This is a genomic window from Chitinophagaceae bacterium (assembly GCA_016699815.1).
Classification (GTDB): Bacteria; Bacteroidota; Bacteroidia; order Chitinophagales; family Chitinophagaceae; genus Ferruginibacter.
Genome location: CP065012.1, coordinates 2,996,966 through 3,018,719, shown reverse-complemented (window position 1 = coordinate 3,018,719; position 21,754 = coordinate 2,996,966). Strand labels below are relative to the sequence as shown.

Annotated in this window: 13 protein-coding genes; 7 read left to right on the top strand and 6 right to left on the bottom strand. The window is 40.6% G+C overall.

The window, feature by feature from the left end:
* Positions 1–75 precede the first annotated feature (75 nt).
* The 3 genes from IPO46_13320 to IPO46_13310 all read right to left on the bottom strand — a co-directional run bounded on the left by IPO46_13320 (position 76) and on the right by IPO46_13310 (position 9,589).
* Positions 76–6,192, bottom strand: a complete 6,117-nt coding sequence (locus IPO46_13320; protein ID QQS63027.1) for a T9SS type A sorting domain-containing protein — start codon at positions 6,190–6,192, stop codon at positions 76–78.
* A complete protein-coding gene (locus IPO46_13315; GenBank protein QQS63026.1) occupies positions 6,077–8,533 on the bottom strand; it encodes a hypothetical protein in 2,457 nt (818 codons plus the stop codon). The genes IPO46_13320 and IPO46_13315 overlap by 116 nt, the downstream gene beginning before the upstream one ends.
* A 453-nt stretch (positions 8,534–8,986) precedes the next feature.
* A complete protein-coding gene (locus tag IPO46_13310) occupies positions 8,987–9,589 on the bottom strand; it encodes a hypothetical protein (protein ID QQS63025.1) in 603 nt (200 codons plus the stop codon).
* A gap of 135 nt (positions 9,590–9,724) precedes the next feature.
* Here IPO46_13310 and IPO46_13305 point away from each other — a divergent pair, with 135 nt between their 5' ends.
* Positions 9,725–11,278: a bifunctional metallophosphatase/5'-nucleotidase gene (locus IPO46_13305; protein QQS63024.1), complete on the top strand. Its 1,554-nt coding sequence runs from the start codon at positions 9,725–9,727 to the stop codon at positions 11,276–11,278.
* A gap of 23 nt (positions 11,279–11,301) precedes the next feature.
* On the opposite strand, the gene IPO46_13300 is transcribed toward IPO46_13305, so the two are convergent.
* Positions 11,302–12,561: a nucleoside permease gene (locus IPO46_13300; protein QQS63023.1), complete on the bottom strand. Its 1,260-nt coding sequence runs from the start codon at positions 12,559–12,561 to the stop codon at positions 11,302–11,304.
* A 166-nt stretch (positions 12,562–12,727) separates the two neighbouring features.
* Between IPO46_13300 and mqnE the strand changes: the two genes are divergently transcribed.
* The 6 genes from mqnE to IPO46_13270 all read left to right on the top strand — a co-directional run bounded on the left by mqnE (position 12,728) and on the right by IPO46_13270 (position 18,364).
* A complete protein-coding gene (mqnE, locus tag IPO46_13295; protein ID QQS63022.1) occupies positions 12,728–13,888 on the top strand; it encodes an aminofutalosine synthase MqnE in 1,161 nt (386 codons plus the stop codon).
* A 34-nt stretch (positions 13,889–13,922) separates the two neighbouring features.
* On the top strand, positions 13,923–14,411 hold the full coding sequence (locus IPO46_13290; GenBank protein ID QQS63021.1) for a dihydrofolate reductase: 489 nt from the start codon (positions 13,923–13,925) through the stop codon (positions 14,409–14,411).
* Position 14,412: 1 nt separating this feature from the next.
* The gene (locus tag IPO46_13285) at positions 14,413–15,210 is read left to right on the top strand and encodes a class I SAM-dependent methyltransferase (GenBank protein ID QQS63020.1); all 798 of its coding nucleotides are present in this window, start codon (positions 14,413–14,415) and stop codon (positions 15,208–15,210) included.
* 51 nt (positions 15,211–15,261) lie between these two features.
* The gene (locus IPO46_13280; GenBank protein ID QQS63019.1) at positions 15,262–16,377 is read left to right on the top strand and encodes a Re/Si-specific NAD(P)(+) transhydrogenase subunit alpha; all 1,116 of its coding nucleotides are present in this window, start codon (positions 15,262–15,264) and stop codon (positions 16,375–16,377) included.
* Between the two features lie 9 nt (positions 16,378–16,386).
* On the top strand, positions 16,387–16,704 hold the full coding sequence (locus IPO46_13275; GenBank protein ID QQS63018.1) for an NAD(P) transhydrogenase subunit alpha: 318 nt from the start codon (positions 16,387–16,389) through the stop codon (positions 16,702–16,704).
* Between the two features lie 259 nt (positions 16,705–16,963).
* Positions 16,964–18,364, top strand: a complete 1,401-nt coding sequence (locus IPO46_13270; GenBank protein ID QQS63017.1) for an NAD(P)(+) transhydrogenase (Re/Si-specific) subunit beta — start codon at positions 16,964–16,966, stop codon at positions 18,362–18,364.
* Between the two features lie 9 nt (positions 18,365–18,373).
* On the opposite strand, the gene IPO46_13265 is transcribed toward IPO46_13270, so the two are convergent.
* Positions 18,374–19,975, bottom strand: a complete 1,602-nt coding sequence (locus IPO46_13265) for a C1 family peptidase (protein QQS63016.1) — start codon at positions 19,973–19,975, stop codon at positions 18,374–18,376.
* Between the two features lie 163 nt (positions 19,976–20,138).
* A complete protein-coding gene (locus tag IPO46_13260; protein QQS63015.1) occupies positions 20,139–21,749 on the bottom strand; it encodes an OmpA family protein in 1,611 nt (536 codons plus the stop codon).
* Positions 21,750–21,754: the final 5 nt, after the last annotated feature.

The following is a 21,754-nucleotide window of genomic DNA, read 5'->3' as shown; positions in this document are numbered from 1 at the left end:
CAAAATTTAAAGAAAAGGCATAAAAAAAGGCTGCTTTTTGCAAAGCAGCCTTAGTTATTTATGGTAAAGAAACCCTTACAGTTTAATTACGGTAGCCGTTTTTCTGCGGCCGGATTGTAATACTTCTACAAGGTAAGTACCTGGCCTTAATTCCTGGCCAAACCTAATCAACTGGGAAGGCTGGGCTTTGAATTGTTTGTAAATTTTACCAGTTACATCGTAAATATTTACCAGCATCCTGTCTGTAGTATTTGCAGTGCTTACATTCAGTACAAACTCGGTAGAGCTTGGGTTTGGCGCAACTTTCAGGCTAAAGATATCTATATCTGTAGCTTCCTGCTGCATTGTAGTACCTCCTTTTGAAGTTTCTACGGCTATAGGAGGAGTTGTGGTATTGCCATCACCCTTCCAGCCCCATGGGTTACCTGGATTAGGGTTGCCATATCCTGGACCCCACCAGCCCCATCCTGGCCACCAGCCCCACCAGCCCCAACCTGGACCCCACCAGCCCCATCCTGGACCCCACCATGGCCATGGGTTGTGGTTGTGACAGTTGGTAGTACATTCTCCAAGATAATCTCCGTGTGCTAAGTGAGCAGCAACTGCACCTTGACTTACACACATTGTACGGCAGCCGTGTGTTCCTTGTTTATGACAAATCTTAACCAGGTTTCCAATTCCACCTAAGCACCTTACATCCTGTGCAAATATTGGCGTAGTACATTTTTGCACACAACCATTTGCATCGGTAATTGTTGCGGTAATTACAGCATCCTGCATCAACGAAACATTTAAACTGTAGGTTTCACCTGCATTCAATGTAGCAGTAGAAGTAGAAACCGGAGGTTGAGACAATGAGCCTGAACCTGGGCATACAGTGTAAGTATTTGTAGCAGTATTAGCAGCAGCTACCCATGTTTCATCGCTTGAACCCCATGAAATATTACATTTCAATGGCCTGTTCATGCTGAAAGAAATGGTATAAGGCCCAGTGCCACCTGTTGCAGATGCAATTATGGTTGCCGTATTATCCCCGGCATATCCAAAGAACAATTCTGGGTTATTAGTACCGCAAGCTGCAAGTAATGGATCGGGTTGGGCAATGGTCATCAATGTTGTTGCCATTGCGCCATCGGCATCCCATATTGCAAAGTTGTAAGTACCGGAGCCAACGGTAAATGTACCGGTTCCCCAATATGGCGGGTTGCCACCTGAGCCGGAAATAGTAACCTGGGTCATATTTCCGTTACACATTATTGGGTTATAAGTTACGCTAATTACCAGTTCTGGACGCCTTGTAACGTTGAAAGAACAATCTACTGAGTTACCGCCTGCATCCGTTGCAGTATAGGTAATAGTAGTTGTAGTACCGTTAGCAAATGTAGAGCCAGAAGCCGGACCTGCAGTTTGGGTTACAGTTAATCCATATCCGCAGTTATCGGTAGCTGTTGGCGCCGTCCATGTTGCTACACCCATGTGGGCTGGCAACATAATATCAGCAGGGCAATCTACCAATGCAGGTGCTGTAACATCCTGTATTACCACATCCTGATCGGTATAAGAAGTATTGCCATTGCCGTCGTCAAATACCCAACGGATGGTATGAACACCTTGTGTACTGAAGGTAAGTGAAGTAAGGACGTCACCTGTACCAGGATCGGTAGGGATACCTTCAATTGTTTTAGCACACTCATCTTCTACAGTAGGAACAACCGTTACAGAGTATTCACATTCTGCAGTATAAGTAGGCAGGCTTGCCGGAGCTGGCGGTGGTGTTACGTCATCTAAATTAACGGTTTGGTCAACGGTGGATATATTACCATGTCCATCATCAAAGGTCCAGGTAATGATATTTACACCTTGTTCAAACACCGTAACCGTAGTAACCACATCGCTGGTAATCGGGTCAATTGTTGTACCCGTTACATTGCCTACGCAGTTATCAGGTGCAATTGGAGCATCCACAGTTGCGGCACATTCACCTGTAATTACAGGCAGGCTGGCCGGAGCTAATGGAGCTTCATCATCAACTGCTGTAACCGTTACAATAGCGGAACCAGAGCAACCTGAAACTACTTCTGTAGCCACAATCGTAAAGTCAGCAGGGGTAGGCACATTTGCTGCATTAGGATTAATGTTAGTTGCCATTGGATTGGTAATACCTGTATTATCTAAAGTAGAGTTTGGTGCTGCTGTCCATGCAAAGTTGAATACATAGGCAGGAGCCAATACTTGTAATACATAGTCTTCTACTTCACCGTTCGTAGCCGTACCACCACCACTTGCAGCGCAAGAATTACTTGGGTTAGTAGTTAACCAGTTATTCATTACCCTAATTCTGTAAGAACCGGGATCAGTTGGTGCGGTAAAGGTTCTGTTATAAACATTTAAATACGAACCAGATGTTGTTATTTCTGATGATTCAAAAATTCCATTGCCATTTAAGTCAACGCAAACACCCCATCCATAAGTATCCGATGCTCCGCCAGTACCTGTAATTGTTACCGAAGTTCCAGGATTAGCAGTTACAATTTTGGTAGCGGTAAAATCACCATACCTGTTGGTTGATAAACCGGTAGGATTAGTGAAATTAGAAACACCACCACTGGAAACTACGTTTGAAATATAACGTGCTGTAGAAATAGCAGCATTAGCTACCGGAGGTGTACAAGCAGTAGCCAATGGAGTACTTCCACCACCACCTGTAGAGGCAGTAGCCAGTAATTGAGATGAACCACCAGGGCATACTGTAGCTGGTGTTGCGGTTGCTGTTACAGTAACAGCAGGGCCTACAACTACGGTATGTGTAGTAGAACCCACGCAACCGTTTGCATCGGTACCATTAACGGTATAGGTAGATGTGATAGCCGGAGTTGCTGTAACAACAGCGCCGGTAGTTGCAGATAAACCTGCAGCCGGGCTCCATGCATAAGTGCTGGCTCCACTGGCTGTTAATGTAGCGCTTGCTCCAGTACCGCATACTGCAGGTACTGAAGTAGCAACATCAATTGTAGGCAATGTATTTACTACTACAGTTTTAGAAACTGTTCTAACAACACTGCATAAATCCATAATGTCAACGGTGAAATTGTAGGTACCTGCAGGCAGGTTGGCTGTAATAGTAGCAGCGTTTGGATAAGTACCACCTACTCCATCGTTCCATGTATAGATTAGGCCAGGTGCGCCTGTAGCATTGCTGGTAAGTGTAAAGTTACCATTGGCACAATTAACCGGAGAAACGGTAATATCATTACCCACTAATGGAACCACATTTACTGCAACCGGAGCACTGGTTAAAGAAGTACAACCCGTTGCTGTGTTTTTAAATTTAACGGTATAGTTTGTGGTTACACTTGGGCTCACCGTTAATGTAGGCCCGGTAGCACCGGTACTCCAGGTATATATTCCACCTGAGTACAGGCCAAAGGTCATATTTGGTTTATTAGTGGATGTACCACTTACTGTATTTTCTGTACTTAAATCTCTGGGTGCACTGCTTGTATTATCATCATAGAAATAAACGGTAGATGCAAAAGTAGAATTAGAATAGGTAATATTTGGTCCGGAGCTCCAGCAAATTGGTGAACCGCTGGCACAAGTACCGTCTGCATTATTATCCCAATAAATATCTACAAGTAAATTATCTGTTCCGTTCCAAGTATAAGGAGCAGAGAAATTAAAGGTATTGGCTCCAAGTACTGCATTGTAACTAGCTGCAGTAAATACTGTAGTAAATGCAGGATTTTCAAAAGTAGTAATTGTTGCAGAACTTGTATGAGCAAGCCTGATAGTATAGCCATCTAAATTTGAACCTGAAGGTATGCTGGTAACATTAAATACCAGTGATGCTAAAGACGCTGCACCGGTAATACCGGCTGCGTTTAATTCTGAAGACCTTACCAGGTATTGAACACGCTGGCCTTCAAATAACCGGTACATTGGTGTATAGGCACTTGAATTACTTGTAGTAGCCGTACCAATTGGGTTACTTGCAGGCGCAACAACCGCCAATGCTGATGAGTTGCCTAAGCATATTGAAGCTGGCGTAGCAGTAAATACCGGTGTTGGAGGTAATGCATTTACTGTTACACTTACATTCGCATGTACAATACATACATTAGGTCCTGTTGCATCGGTACCAGTTACATTATAGCTATATACACCCGGCGCTGAAGGAGTAATAGACTGTAAGAAGCCTGTTACTGTGCCGGTAATTCCACTTCCAGTAGCTGGAGTTGCTGTCCAGTCATAAGTATAAGTTTGACCTACGCCCATTTGCATAGCAACCAGGGCTAAGGGGCTTCCGATACAAATTGCAGGATTAGAAGCAAAGGCTGTTATAGGGTTGGGTACAGTTACGGTAACTGTTACCGCAGCCCTTGGACCTTCGCAACCAAATGAATTGGTTTCGGAAACATAGAAAGTTGTAGTTGTATTTATAGAATGGGTATAAGTAGAACCGCCATCCTGTAATAATGAACCTCCGCTTGGAGCATCGTACCATTTATATGTACCACCGGCACCGGAAACTGATGCGGTTGGCACCTGATCTCCGCAATGTGCGGAATTAGTTGCAATAGGCGCTGCCGGTACTGGATGTACAGATACAGTAGCATAAGCAGGAACTGATGCACAACCACCAGGGCCAGTAAATACTACAGAATAGGTAGTTTCAATCAATGGATTTACATTAATTGAATTACCCGTAGCGCCTGTGCTCCATAAATAAGTACCTGAACTAGGATTAGAAGCTCCACCGGTAATATTTACCGAATAATCTTCCACCTGGCCATAAGATGAATTACCACAAGGTGTAGTATTTGCACCCAATGAATTATCATGCATACGAATCCTCATTCTTGTTGGCCCATTATATGCTCCGGATGGTATGGAAATAGTTCCAGACCATGGAGATGTAGATTCCGGAGTAACCAATACTGCTTCACCGGCATCATCAAAATCACCATCCTGGTTAAAATCTATCCATACCAATACCTGGTCAGAAGAATAGGAAGCGAATGTACCTGAAGTCAGGTTTATCGGGTAAGAACTTCCAGCGCTAACATTTGTAGAAAGAGCCGTGAAATCTTCATAACCTCCGGTTGAAGAAGAATAATTGTTTATTGAACCAAAAGTTACATTGCCAATCTTTTCACAACAAGTGCTGGTAGTAGGATTTACAGCGCAATAAGTATTAACTATTCCAGAAGGCACAGTTAATGAAGCTTCACTACCAGGGCATACTATTGTTGGTGTAACCGTAATTACCGGTGTAGCAGATATATCAATTACTAATACGCTTACAGATGACTGTGCAACACAATCATTTTCCACGCCATCCAAAGTATAAGTATAAGTACCTGCTGCTGTTGGAGTAACGGTAAGTGGGTTAGATGGAGTTACCGGGTTGGTAATTCCGCTTCCTGCTTCAGGGTTTGCAGTAAGGCTATATACATAGTTATTGGTACTACCGGTTTGGCTGTACGATAAATCTATACTGCTGCCAAAGCAAATTGAAGTAGAAGTAGTATTCAGAGTAATTGCATCCGGCTCAATTACATAAGCATCTACCTGAATCCTGGGGCTTTCGCAACCTACGGCATTTACTTCACAAACCCAAAAGGTAGTAGTTGTAGATATAATTGAGGAGAAATGATCTGCTGTTCCATCCTGTAACAGGTTTCCGGCATATTGGTCATCGTACCAGCGGAAAACCGGGGCTGGTTCACCTGAGGTTGAGGTAACTACTGTACCTACAGGAATTTGGGCGCCGCACTGGAATGAGAAACCAAAATAGCTGGGCGCAGCAGGTACAGCATTTACATTTACCAGTACATCGGCAGAAGATTCGCAACCTGCGCTATTGGTAACAACGGCTGTATAAGTAGTTGCACCGGCAACTGCTGTAGTAAATGGACTTCCTGAACCAATTACAGTATTGCCAATTTTCCAGGTATAAGTAAATGAAGCAGACGGGTTATTTACACCACCAGTAATATTAACATCGTAATCTTCATATTCAGCATAAGATGACCCTACTGAACAAGCATCGGTATCAAGAGATTCAGAAGAGTATTTACACAATACACGCAACCTGGTAATACCATTGTAGGCATTGGAAGGTATTGCTATTGTACCGGTTGCAATTGCTGAACTTGAAGCAGAGTTTAAATACACTTTCACCTGGTTCAAAAATACCATTTTGGTTAAAGTCTATCCACACACGCATAGTTTCACTCCAAGAACCTTCCGGTGATATAGATACCAGGTAGCTGCTACCTGCTGTTACATTTGCAGAGAGATTATAATAATTATAATCACCCGGGCCATCGCCTGTATTGTTATTTATTCCTGCAAAAGTAAAGTTGGTAATATTATCATCTGATAATTCATTTCCCGGGGTTGCAGATGTTGTGGGCGTACAATACGCAGAAGCAGCAGATACTACCGCCGATAACTCAACATTGCTGCCATCGCAAACAGAGTTTGGCGAAGCGCTCACTGTAGGTACAGGAGGCAATGCATTTACCGTAACCGTAATATCTTTTGTTGCCGCACAGTTACCGGCAACTCCAGTTACCGTGTAAGTATAAGTGCCCTCAGTAACTGGCGTAATATTTTGAGAAGCGCCTACCGGGTTTCCTGTCATTCCACTTCCCAGTTCCGGATTAGCAACCCAAGAATAACTATAAGCAGCAGCAGAAGCTGCGCTAAGCGCTAAATTGCTACCATAGCATATTGAGGTAGTACCCGTAATTGTAATAGGATCGGCCGCCAGAACTGTAGCTACAACAGGCGTTCTTCCACTTTCGCAATAACCATCTTTTATTGATACATAAAAAGTGGTAGTTGTATTTATTTCGTAATGCTGCAATTGGGAAGCAGACTCAACCGTATTTTCGTAACCAACCATATTACCGTTGAGCGCCGTACCACCTGTAGATGTTAAATACCAGCGGTATTGCTGGCCTCCTGTAGCCCCGGAAGCTTCAACCTGTGGAATACCAAGGCCGCAAAGAGGGCTTGAAGGTACAAAGGTGGTAGGAGGCGTAACAGGAGGGCAGGTGGCAAAGTCTACCAATAGTTGCCAGCTACCCGTAGGCACATAATTATACGTGGTATTACAACCAGATCCTCCATAAGTTCTAAAGGCATGTAATTGAAACTGAACTGTACCCGTAGCTCCAAGTGCAAAAGGTAGCGTACGGCTATAAGAAAGGGTTCCACCAGAAAAACCGGTACCAGAAGTAACACTCGATTCACCTAAGCCTAAAGAAGGCGAAGTAATATAAGAACGTTGTTCACTCATATAGCCACCGCCCTGGGCGGTAAAATTATATTGAGCCGTTATATTAGAAATATATTTACCTGCAGGAACTACTACCGAAAGCGTTCCAGGGCAGGTTGAAGCTGTTGAAGTAGTAGCTGAGGAAGTGTATAATGATTGTACATCACTACCATAAGTTGCTATAACACCATCATTGGTTGTAAAATTTACAACATTTGAATAATTTGATAAACCAGAATTTGAACAAGTAGTTTTTAAGCGATAGAAATAATTTCCCAAAATATTTTCTGCGGTAATATTACTTGTGGTATTTGTTGCACCGGCAATTGCTGACCACCCAGCAATACCATCTGCAGATTTTTCCCATTGGTAATTTATACCGGTACCATTTGTTGTGCCTGTTGCAGATGCAGAAAATACCTGGCCGCCTAAACCTGCAGAAGGTAATAGAGATGCAGTACCTCCAGTTGCAGGTGTGCCTGTGCAGTTGGAACCTGCAGTATAAGCAAACCGTATATTGGGGCGATTGGATGAATTTGTTCCGGCGTAATTTGTACAATTGTTAGTTCCGTCTGTTTGCACATAACGCATTACACCAGAGGTTCCGGTAGTATATCTTAAACCACCATAAGGGCTGGTATAAGGATTTGACCCTGTACATATATTTACTACTATATTACTGGTACCATTCCAAATAAAAGGAGTACCAAATGTAATCATATCAAAATTACCGGCAACTTGCAGCACCGGTAAATAGGTAGCAGCTGACCTTACCACCTGCAACCCAGAAGAAACCATTGGGTTGGCTATTGTTTGTACCGTATGCCCTAAGCTAATTTCAAAATTTGCAAGGCCGGCACCACCTCCCGGAACTTCCGAAATTGAAAAACCCAATCCCGTTATACTTGCACCTGCGGCCATGCCGCCAGCCGTTAAATCGGAAGCCAAATAAACTATTTGGGTATGGGTATAATTGTAAAATTGTTGTACCGGATCGGCAGATGTACCATTAGAAGTAGAAGTTCCTGTACCTATAGTTACTGTTTGTGCCTGGCCAACCATACCAGCAAGGGTAGTTGCCATTATGAGCAATAGTAACTGCAGCCATCGCCATCGTTTTGTAAATACAGCGGATGCCGTTTCATTTTTCGTGCTGTTCGTATGGCCTGCTGCATTACCAGTAGGAACATCGGCTAAGCAAGTTGCTGCATTTTTTGTAAAAGCAGCGATGGTAGAAATGCTCATAATTATGGTTTTAATTAAACAAATAAAAACGTAAATAAATATTTAAAACGCATACGTAACTTTATTACCTGCGTATTGGCAAACACTTGTAAACATTGGCTTTCGCCCTAATTCTTGTTGAGGATGGTTAGCTTATCTAAGTTGTAGCAGATTAGTGTTTTCTAAGAAGGAGAACGGGCTTTTTATAGGAAATTACGGTGTGAATATAGAGCAAACATTTAACAAACCAAAAGTTTTTTAACATTTTTTTTAACAAAGTGAGAAAATCCATAATTTTTCAAAGAATTTTTTAGTACATAAAATTGAAAAACAAGATATTAAACCCGCTATAATAAAATACAAAATGAATTAATCGAAAAAAATTAATAGGTTATACTATTACCAACCAAAAAACCGGCACTAAGGCCGGCGGATAAATAGTAAAGAAAAAAAATTGATAAGGTTACTTATTAGTTAGTTACCTGCGGTAACTGTTTGTGCGTTACTGTTATAAATTTCCACTACCGAGGTTAAAAATTTTCCTGCATTTTTATCGGGTTCATTATTATTGCAAAACTGTGCGGCGCCTGCATCATCTTTTATCATAGCAGCAAGTGTTTCGGCGCTGTAAGGCTGTATTGATTTATTATCGCCTTGTTGTAAATAATATTTTAAGGCAGTTACACGGCCATTATAATATTTAAGTGCAAAAACATTTATTTTACCTTTTACAATACGGTAAGCAAAACCATTTAATGCAGCAGTAGCTACATAGGTTTCTTTGGCATCTTCAAATAATTTTGCAGAGATGGCATAGCGGCCTTTAGAATCGTTGTACGCTTTTATTTCTTCGGGTTTAATAATAATATTATCATCGGCAATAAGGCGTGGCGATTTAAACATGGCGGTTACTAATTGCAGCTTTTGAAATTCTTTAATGCTGCCATCATTATACTCTACAAAACATTTTGCTGTTTCTTTTGTATCAAGATGCGTTTCGGTATTTGCCTGGGCAAAAATACCCATAGTGAAAAAAGGGTAAATCATTACAAAAACTAAGGGTAATAGTTTTTTCATAAAGTTAGCTTTAGCCATAAAACGACATTATAATAAATTTATTGTATAATTTTAGGGTGTATATAATACCAGTAACCTATCCATAATTTATCGCCATCCTTCTTTTCCTTATTTTTACGCCCCGAATAAATGAATATGAAACAAACAAAATTTTTGGCTGGCATAGCTGCGATGGTATTTCTTTTGTCCTGCTCTGCTCCACAGCAAACCACAACCGGCACTACAACAGATAACGGTAAAATAACCTTACAGTTTTTGCAAATAAATGATGTATATGAAATAGCGCCAATAGAAGCAGGCAAAACCGGCGGCATAGCTAGGGTTGCTACATTAAGCAAATTGGCAAAGGCCAAAAACCCCAATACTTTTTTTGTTATTGCCGGCGATTTTTTAAGTCCATCGGTTTATAACAGCCTTAAATATGAAGGCAAACGCATCCGAGGAAAACAAATGGTAGATGCGCTTAATGTTGCCGGCCTGGACATTGCCGTATTTGGCAACCATGAGTTTGACATTAATGAAGACGAATTGCAAAGCCGCATCAACGAATCTAATTTTCAATGGGTTTCTTCCAATAGTTTTCATAAAACAACAAATGGCATTGAACCTTTTGTACAAATGAAAAACGGCAATAAAAAAAATTTTCCCGAAACCTTAATTATTACTGTAAAAGATGCAGATGGCACTACGGCTAAAATTGGTTTTTTGGGCATCAACATCCCATTCACCAAAAAAGATTATGTGCATTATAGCGATCCCCTGCAAACAGCCATAAAATTATACAACCAAATAAAAGATAGCTGCGATGCCGTGGTGGCCATTACGCACCAGGCAATGGAAGAAGATATTAAACTGGCGCAACAAATACCCGGCCTTGCTCTTATACTCGGCGGACATGAACATGATATGCGGTACCAAAAAGTGGGTAATGTAATCATAAGTAAAGCACATGCCAATGCAAGATCGGTTTATGAATTAAAATTGCAGATCAACAAAAATTCAAAAAAAATTAAAACCAGGGCAAAACTGGTGTGGGTAACCGAAGACCTGGTATCGGACCCGGCAACTGATGCGGTGGTAAAAAAATGGACAGCCATTGCCGATGCCAATTTTGCATCGCTGGGTTTTAATGCAAAAAAAATAGTACTGGCAAGCGGAGAAAATTACGATGCAAGGGAAGCCGTTATCAGGTTGCATACCACAAATTTTTCAAGGATGGTTATAAAAGCTATGGAAAAAGCAGCGCCTCAAAGCGATGTATCCATTGTAAATGCAGGCTCTATAAGATTGGATGATGTACTTAGCCCTCCAATTTCCGAATATGATATTATAAGGAGCCTGCCCTTTGGTGGCGGCATTACCGAAGCAAATTTGAAAGGGAGTCTTTTAATAAAAGTGCTGGAAGCCGGGAGGAACAATAAAGGCTCCGGTGGTTTTTTACATTTTTCGGAAAAGTTATTTTACGATGCCATCAACCATGTGTGGACTATAAATAAACAACCCATTGATGCACAAAAAATTTATCGTGTTGCCCTAAGTGATTTTTTGCTTACCGGCGGCGAAGCCAATATGGGTTTCCTTACAAAAGACAATAAAGAAATTGAAAAAATATTTCCGGCAGCAACTAGCACTACCGATGCCCGCAGCGATATAAGGCTGGCTATAATACAGTATTTAAGCCAACCTTAAGCCTTTGTATTTGAGAAAAAAAATTAATGCTGTACGGTTGCCACTTCTTCCGGCACATGCTTGTGCTTAAATAAAACAGCAAATAAAATGGCAATAACCAAAGCATAAACGGCAAATGCAAACCATATACCCTGCCAGTTGCTGGAGCCATCGGCATTTATATAATATTTGCCAATTACCATGCCGCTCACTGTGCTGCCCAGCCATGCGCCTACGCCGTTGGTCATCATCATAAACAAACCTTGTGCGCTGGAACGTATGGATGAATCGGTAGAAGTTTCCACAAAAAGAGATCCCGAAATATTAAAAAAGTCGAAAGCCATACCATACACAATGCAACTTAAAATTATATGCACAGTACCCATTGCTGTGGGATCGCCGTAGGCAAATAAACCAAAGCGCAGCACCCATGCAAGCATGGCAAACAACATCACTTTTTTGATGCCAAATTTTTTCAGGAAAAAAGGGATGGTGAGGATAAATAAAGTTTCGCTCATTTGCGATATAGATAAAATAATGGTTGAATATTTTACCACAAAAGAATCTTTAAAGGCTTCAATTTTATCAAAGCTGGTTAAAAAAGAATCGCCATACATATTGGTAAGCTGCAAAGCTGCGCCAAGCAACATGCTAAATAAAAAGAACAGAGCCATTTTATAATTCCCAAAAAGTTTAAATGCCTGCAGGCCCATTTGCTCAGCAAAACCGGCATCTTTTGCAATAGATTTTGGCGGCGGGCATTTGGGCAATGTAAACGAAAAAATACCCAGTATAATGGCACCAATTGCGCCAATAATAAACTGGTTGCTGTTATCCTTGCTGCCACTAAGGTTGGTACTCCACATGGCTACAATAAACCCAATGGTACCCCAAACCCTGATGGATGGAAAAACTTTTACCACATCAAAACCATCTCTTTTTAAAATGGTATATGCAATGGAATTAGACAAAGAAATGGTAGGCATATAACATATCATTGCCCCAAAAATTACATAATACAATGTACCCGGGTCATCCACCTTGGGAACATAAAAAAGAATGAGGCCATAAACAATATGGAGGATGCCGTAAAGGCGTTCTGCATTTAACCATTTATCTGCAATAATACCAGTTAAAGCAGGCATAAAAAGTGAAGCCAGCGCCAGCGTTGAAAAAATTGCGCCAAACTGAGGAAAAGTCCAGCCTTTGGCATTAAGGCAATAAGTGCCAATTGTAATTAACCATGCGCCCCATACAAAAAACTGCAGAAAGCTCATAATGGTCAGCCTTAATTTTATGCTCATAGCAAGTATCGTTTTATTTATAAAGCGGTAAGATAATTATTTTTTTAATTGAACCTATATGGGCTTTGGGAATAATAGATTTATAAATAAACAGGTTAAATAAGGTTTTTACAGGATTTGCCGATAAAAAATGAAAAGCAATAACTTTGCATAAAATTTCAAAAAAATGGGAAGTGCAGCAGCATTTTTGGCAGCAGCAGAAAAAGACATGCAACTCCGGCAAATAGCCACATCTGTGTTAAACAATAAAAGGATAACCGATGAAGAATGCCTGGTATTATTTGAAAAAGGCAGCCTGGGTTTTGTGGGCGCTTTGGCCAATGATGTAAGAGAAAAATTGCATGGCGATAAAACATATTTCAACCGCAATTTTCATATTGAGCCTACCAATGTATGTGTGTTCAGTTGTAAATTTTGTTCCTACAGCAGGCTGTATGCACACCGGGAAGAAGGCTGGGAATTGAGCATTGATGAAATGCTGGATATGGTAAAAAATTACGATAACCAACCTGTAACCGAAGTGCATATAGTGGGTGGTGTACATCCAAAAATGGATTTGCATTATTTTATTGAACTCTTACAAAAAATTCATGCCCACCGCCCATCGTTGCACATTAAAGCATTTACTGCAGTGGAACTGGATTATATGTTTCGCAAAGCAAAACTTAATGTGGAAGAAGGCATGAAAGCGCTAAAAGAAGCAGGCCTTCAATCACTTCCCGGCGGAGGTGCAGAAATTTTTCATGAGGAGATAAGAAATAAAATTTGCGAAGATAAAGTGAGTGGAGAAGGATGGCTTAAAATACATGAAGCGGCACACCAGCTGGGCATACCAAGCAATGCCAGCATGCTTTATGGCCACATTGAAAAATATGAGCACCGCATAGACCACATGAAAAAATTGCGTGCCTTGCAGGACAAAACAAAAGGCTTCAATACCTTTATCCCACTCAAATTTCGCAATGCAAATAATGATATGAGCCATGTGCCCGAGTCTACTGTTGCAGAGGATATGCGGTTGTATGCCATTGCCAGAATTTACCTCGATAACTTCCCACATATTAAAGCCTACTGGCCCATGCTGGGCAGGCAAAATGCACAACTGAGTTTGTCTTTTGGCGTAAATGATATTGACGGTACCATTGACGACAGCACAAAAATATATTCCATGGCCGGCAGCGAAGAACAATCTCCTTCTATGACAACCGAAGAATTGGTAACGCTAATTAAACAGGCAAAAAGGCAACCAGTGGAGCGAGGAACGCTATACGATGTGATTAAAGATTATGGAACAGTGGAAGTACATGCAGAAGCAGAACTGCATTAAATTTTATTTCGCTTTTTTTTACAAAAAATAAAAAATGGTTTCACTATTAGTTGCGGCTGCAGAAAAAAATGAGATTGGCAAAAACAACCAATTGCTCTGGCATTTACCCAACGACATGAAATTTTTTAAAAACACTACCTGGGGAATGGTAGTAATAATGGGGCGCAAAACTTTTGAAAGTATGGGGAAGCCTTTGGCCGGCAGAATGAATATTGTAATTACTGCACAACCCGGTTGGAAAGCCGCAAATGTAACAACGGCAAATAGCCTTAAAGATGCAATTGAAAAAGCAAAAGAAGCCAGCTATAAAGAAATTTTTATTATTGGCGGCGGGGAAATTTATAAACAGTCCATGACGCTTGCAGATTGCATTTACTTAACCCGGGTACATGCCAGTTTTGATGCCGATACTTTTTTTCCTGAAATAAACCCGGAACAATGGAAACAGGTTTCCAATGAGAATTTTAGTAAAGACGGGAAACATTTATATGATTATTCTTTTCAAAAATGGGTAAGAAAATAATATGTACTCTTCTTATCAACTTGCTCAAAAATATCTTAAATATTATTTTTCTGCTTTCAACGGAAAAGGCCACGGCATACACTCCCCTTTCGTTTTTAATTTTATTGCAAAAATTTTAAACGATAAAAAAAATTATGCCTGTTACCCAACCATTGAAGCCGAAAGAAAAAAATTACTGCATAACACTGCTCAAATTGAGGTAAAAGATTTTGGCGCAGGCTCAGCACTAATTTCTTCAAACAAAAGGCAAATAAAAAGAATTGCAGCATCATCATTAAAGTCGCCAAAATACGGCCAATTGCTTTTTAGGATGGTACAATATTTTAAGCCGCAAACCCTTTTGGAGCTGGGCACTTCCTTTGGCATTAGCAGCAGTTACCTTGCCAGCGGAAATACATCAGGCAAACTTTACAGTTGCGAAGGTTCCCCGGAAATTGCAGCAATTGCCCAACAGGTTTTTAACCAGTTGCCCTTAAAAAACATTTGCCTTGTTGAAGGCAACTTTGATGAAACTTTAAGCAGGTTATTGCAACAATCTGGTAAAATTGACCTGGCTTTTATTGATGGCAACCACCGCAAAGCGCCTACCCTGCTCTATTTTGAGCAAATACTCCAGAATTGCCATGAGCAAAGCATCGTAATTTTTGATGATATACATTGGAGCAAAGAAATGGAAGAAGCCTGGCAAATTGCCAAAGCAAACGAGGCAGTAACCCTAAGTATTAATTTATTTTTTATAGGAATATTATTTTTCAATAAAGATTTTAAAGAAAAACAGGATTTTATTGTACGCTTTTAATATTATAAACAATTTTTACTTTTATAAAAACGAATGCCCTATTTTTAAGCCATGATAATTGGAGTATTAAAAGAACCGGTACCGGAAAAAAGGGTGTCACTATTACCGGAACATATTGCCGGCTTTACCAAATTAAATTGCAAAGTTTTTATAGAAAGAGGCGCCGGAAACAATGCCTGCACCAGCGATGAAAACTATTTGCAGTCAGGGGCAAATATCGTTTCCCGTGAAGAAGTTTTGGAGCAGGCGCAAATCATACTTTCTATAAATGCTTTAAATGATGATGCCCTAAAGCAGTGTAAGGCAAAAATACTGCTGGGCACATATAATGCATTATTGAATACTGCTGTAATCCAAAAATGTGCAGCAGCAAATTTTTCGGTTTTCAGCATGGAAATGCTGCCCCGTACAACCAGGGCGCAAAGTATGGACGTGCTCAGCAGCCAGGCCAATATTGCCGGGTACAAAGCGGTTTTATTAGCGGCAAATTTGTATCCAAAATATTTCCCCATGTTTATGACGGCTGCAGGAACCATTCCTCCGGCAAAAGTGCTGGTACTTGGTGCAGGAGTTGCCGGCTTGCAGGCTATTGCCACAGCAAAAAGATTGGGTGCAGTAATAGAAGTGTTTGATACAAGGCCTGCAGTAAAAGAAGAAGTAATGAGCCTGGGTGGAAAATTTATAGAAGTAGAAGGAGCCGCAGATGCCAGCAAGGCCGGTGGATATGCCGTGGAGCAATCACAGGATTTTTTACAAAGACAAAAAGAAAAAATTGCGGAATCGGTTGCCAAAGCAGATATCATTATTACAACGGCACAAATTCCCGGCAAAAAAGCGCCGGTACTCATCAGCAATGAAATGCTTGCCGCCATGAAGAACGGATCGGTGATAGTTGATTTAGCTGCTGCAACAGGCGGCAACACTGCACAAACGCAAAATGAAAAAACAATTGTTTACCATGGCATAACCATTGCAGGCAATAGCTTACTGGCAGGCGATATGCCCGCCGATGCCAGCAAATTATATGGAAAAAATATTTTAAATTTTTTACAACTTATTATTGATAAGGAGGGAAACCTGAATTTAAATTTTGAAGATGATTTGGTGAAAGGAACCTGTGTGGCACATGAGGGAAGAATAACCAATGAAAAATTATTAAACCTATAAAGAAAATATATGGAAAATATATTAAACTTCATTTCAGCGCAGCAGCAAATCATTTATATCATTATCCTCATGATATTTGTGGGCATTGAAGTGATAGGCCGTGTACCCAGCGTATTACATACTCCGCTTATGAGTGGTGCTAATGCAATACATGGCGTGGTAATTATTGGCGCCATCATTGTAATGGGCCGGGCCGAAGCCGATAATTACCTTGCGCTATGGCTGGGTTTTTTGGCAGTAATATTAGGTACATTAAATGTAGTTGGCGGCTTTGTGGTAACCGACAGGATGCTGGAGATGTTTAAACCAAAGAGCGGTAATAAATGAGAGGTGAGTTACGAATTATGAATTTTGAATTAAGTGTTATAAAAACAAAGAGGGAAGAAAAATATTAATTAGAAAGAACGAAAAAAGGTTTTTTACCCGGGATAAGGGATTTGTGCAGTTTACTTAATCAAAAAAAATCAATGTTCTGGTTAAAGCATTTACGAACTTATGATTTGAACGAAGCCGAAACCAGGAAATTAAATTACTTATTGAATTTTTAATTTATAAATGCTTAATATATAATTTGAACATTTAACTTATGTCATTAAACTTACTCACCTTCTGTTACCTTATTGCTTCCGTAACTTTTATTGTTGGTTTAAAAATGCTATCGCACCCTGCAAGTGCACGCAAAGGAAACCTGGTGGCTGCTGCAGGCATGGCGCTGGCTATATTAGGCACTATATTTTTATATGAAGATGAAGGCGTAAAACTTGGCAACCACTTATGGATTTTTGCAGGGCTTTTGATTGGTTCAGTAATTGGTACGCTTGCTGCAAAAAAAGTAAAAATGACCGCCATGCCCGAAATGGTAAGTATGTTTAATGGTATGGGCGGTGCATGTGCAGCATTAATAGGCATTGTAGAGTACAACCATTTGCAGCATCATGGAATTGTGGCGCCCAAAGGCATGATGCTTATCATTGTTTTGGGCCTTATCATTGGTTCCATATCTTTTGCCGGCAGTATGATTGCGTGGGGAAAATTAAATGGCAAAATAAAAGATTTTGCATTTAAAGGACAGCATTTTTTTAACATCGCCCTGCTCCTTGTTATACTTGCACTTGCAGTATTTTTTGTAGGATGGAACAATGAAAATGCAACGGTAATTTTTTATATAATTTTTCTCCTGTCGCTTTTATATGGTTTGTTTTTTGTGTTTCCCATTGGCGGTGCAGATATGCCGGTGGTAATTTCTTTACTTAATTCATTTACGGGTGTAGCAGCTGCCTGCGGTGGCTTTTTGTACAACAATAAAGTAATGCTTACCGGCGGAATTTTAGTAGGCGCAGCAGGTACTTTATTAACCATATTGATGTGCAAAGCCATGAATCGTTCTTTAACCAATGTATTGATTGGTTCTTTTGGAGGAAGCAATGCATCAAGCGCCGGCAACACGGTACAGGGTAATTATAAAGAAATAAGCATAAGCGATGCAGCAATGGTAATGGCTTATGCAAGTAAAGTAATGATAGTGCCTGGCTATGGCCTGGCAGTGGCACAGGCACAACATATTTGCCACGATTTGGAAAAACTCCTGGAAGAAAAAGGCGTTGAAGTAAAATATGCCATTCATCCGGTTGCAGGCCGTATGCCCGGCCACATGAATGTATTACTTGCCGAAGCTGATGTACCTTATGATAAACTGCTGGAAATGGAGCAAGCCAATGATGAATTTAAAAGCACCGATGTGGTGCTAGTACTGGGTGCAAACGATGTGGTAAACCCTGCGGCAAAAACTGATCCTTCCTCACCAATATACGGTATGCCCATTTTAGAAGTAGAGCGTGCAAAAAATACTATTGTAAACAAACGCAGTATGAAACCGGGTTATGCTGGTATTGAAAACCAACTTTTCTTTCAACCGAAAACCAGCATGCTTTTTGGCGATGCTAAAAAAGTACTGCAAAGCCTGGTTACTGAAATAAAATCAGTATAACCAAGTAAATTATTGTTTATCCATTTCCACAATAGTGGCAACAACATTATTGGAATTTTGCACCGAAGCATTAAAGTTTATTTTACCATCTGCTGAAGCTGTATATTTTACATTTTTTAATGCATTACCGGCAACGGCTTCATTTACTTTGGCCGCAAAATTGGGTTGGTTGCTGTTATTGATGGCCGTATTAAGTGCGTTATAATCCAGCTCACTTTTGCTTACTACTACAGCCATAATTTCTTTATTGCCTGCATCATCTGCCATTATAGATTCTTTCCTGGGAAACAAGCGATAGCCTGTAATACCACAATAAGCTGAGTGAATGGGTTTGTATGGGAATAATACGATGCTTTTACTTCCTGCCTGGTCCGGCGTAAAAATATAAATATAACATTCCACAGCATTTTTAATTTCCATTTTAAACTTTGTGCCTTTTTTTATAGGAGCAATAGTTTTAAATACATTTCCGTCAAATGATTTTAATGCAATGGGTTGTTTTGTATCGTTATTCATAAGCCCTACGCTGCACGCAAAAGCAATATTTAATGCTGCGCCACGCTTTGGCAAAGGATCGAGGCCATAAGCTTCTCTCACAAATTCTTTAAAATCTCCATAGCGTACATAGCCAATACCGTTTTGCCCCCATTCAGGGCCCCAGCTATTCATAATTTGAAATGCGCCTCCTTCCACCCTGTCGTCGTACCCAATTACACACATGGCATGGCCGCCAAAACCTACCTGCTGGTAATCAGATTGGTCTGGGTGCCACACTTTTTGGCCCAGCATACCCTGCATAAAACTTTGGCCCACCATCATACCAATTACCACGGGTGCATCTTTTGACAGATGTTCTTTAACTGCCCTAATATTTAATCCGTTTACGCCATCAGATTCTGTAAGCCTTGTAAATCCATGAATGGCATTTTGCGAAGCTTTTACCATCAAATCTCCATTGGCCATACGGGTACAATTATTTTCATCATATTGAAATTCCTTTAAGGGTAATGCGCCACGGTTTTGCATAAACTCCATTGCCCGCTGAATATATGAGCCCTGGCAATCATCTAATGCAATATTGTTGTAAACGAATGCCGGGCTATAAGCTACCTGGTTGGGATCCTGGCTTGTACTTGCGGCTTCCAAAATTGTTCTGGCTGCATAAGCGCTGCTCCATGCTACACAGCTACCCTGCTTACCCTGGTTTAATCTTTTTGGGGCAAATGCCGCCAACGACACGGCTTCGGGCAATGGGTTTTTTACATTATCGTCTTCAAGGCCCTCATATACTTTTGCTTTGCTAAATTCCTGCGCACTAAAATTATAGCCACTTTTCGAAAAAATAGAATTGATTACAGAACCTGTATCGCAACCACTACGGCCTAATAAAAAATAGGCGCCTACGCCAACCAGCAACAGCAAAAAAATACCTTTACCACCACGACGACCACCACTACCACCACCGCCGCCCCTGAAAAGGCTAAATAATAGTGGCAAAAAATTCAGCAAACCACCACCCGTTCCTCCCGTGTTTGTTGTATTGCGATTGGAATTATTGCTGTCATCATAATCATCCTGACTTTGCGGATCATCCACCATGTGTAAAGCCATAATATTAAAGTTTGAATACTAAAAATACAAATTTATGGCAGATGCAAGTACAGGAATTTTTAATCTGGAAATAATAAATTTAGAATAAGCCTGCTTTTGCCCATTTTACAAATTCAAAGGCAAATATTTTTTTTGAAATAAAAACCGGCCAATATTGGGTAAGCTAATTTTTTAAAATCTTAAATTCAACCCTTCTATTCAGTTGCCTTCCTTCATCGTTGTCGTTAGTTGATACTGGTTGCTGCTCGCCATAACCACGGGAAATTACCCTTGCAACTGCAATGCCTTTGCTTATGATATATTCCCTTACGCTTTTAGCACGGTTATCACTAAGGGTGAAGTTATATGTATCTGAGCCTTTTGCATCAGTATGTGCACTCAGCTCTATTTCCACATTGGGGTAATCGTTGAGGAATTTTACCACACGGTCCAGTTCGGCAAATGATTCGTTGCGTAAATCAAATTTATCAAAATCAAAAAATACATTGTTGAGCCGGAACACCTGCCCAATTTCAATAGGCGCCAGGTAAAGGTCTTTATGAATAATGGTATAGCCTTGTTTGATTAAAGAATCAAGATTCAGGTTTTCTGAAATTGCGAAATATTTATCTGCCGAAGCCCTTATGCTGTAATTTTTATTAAAAGGCAGTACAATTTTAAATGCTCCATCCGCAGGATTTGAGGATCCACTGCCTGCTTCCTTTCCTTCGGGCAATACTTCATAAATTAAATCGGCAGCCAAAGGTTGCTTGGTTTTAGCGTTATAAACATTTCCTGTAACCAGCACCACGGGGTCGGGCATTTCCTGTTCCAAAAGTTTTACCCTCACAATATCGCTTGCGCCAAAAGCGCCATCACTACTGGTTAAATAGGCGTATTCGCCACCTGCATCCATGGTAAAAAAGGCTTCACTGCCATGGGTATTTATAGGCGCACCCAGGTTTTTAGCTGTGGTCCATTTTGTCCAGCTTTCATCCAGTCTTTTGCTCATCCAAATATCCATTTCACCCAGCCCGCCGGGCCTGTCCGAAGCAAAGTATAAAGTTTTTCCATCGGCAGCCAAAAACGGGCTCATCTCATCGTAATCATTAGTGTTGATGGTTTTGCCCAGGCTTTTTGGCGTCGTCCAAATATCGGCCCCTTCATTAAAGCATACATAAATATCGTTATAGCCATATTCACCTTCTTTTGGGTTCATATAAAAAAGCATGGTTTTACCATCATTTCCCATACAAGCTCCAAATTGTGCCGTACGCATATATTTTTCAAAATTGCGTATGCGGAGCATTTGCGGTGGGCTCCAGTTGCCATCTTCCTGTAACTTCATTATACTTACGCCCATGCCAAGGTATTGGCCATGCCTGTAAGCGCCTTTTAGTAAAATGGTATTCATATCCGGAGCAATCCAAAATACAGCATTAAAATGAGTAGTATTTATATTGCCATTAAGATGTTTTGCTTTGCTCCAAATGCCTGATGAATCTCTTACACTAAACCAAATATCCTGGGCAATGGGAACGGTGCTAATTTGCACATTTGAAGGGTGGCCCTGCCGTATAAAAAAAAGCATATTTCCATCTGCAGAAACTGTGGGCCGCATTTCGGGATATTCGGTATTAATTTTATCACCCAGGTTTTCTACAGTAACAATTGTATTTTCCTTAATTACATTTTCTTTTTGAGCAACCAGTTTTACAGCAGTATCCATTAAAGGCTGTGTATAAGCTACTATTGCAATTAAAAGAACAACAATAAGCAGGTAAAGTTTTTTCATAGATC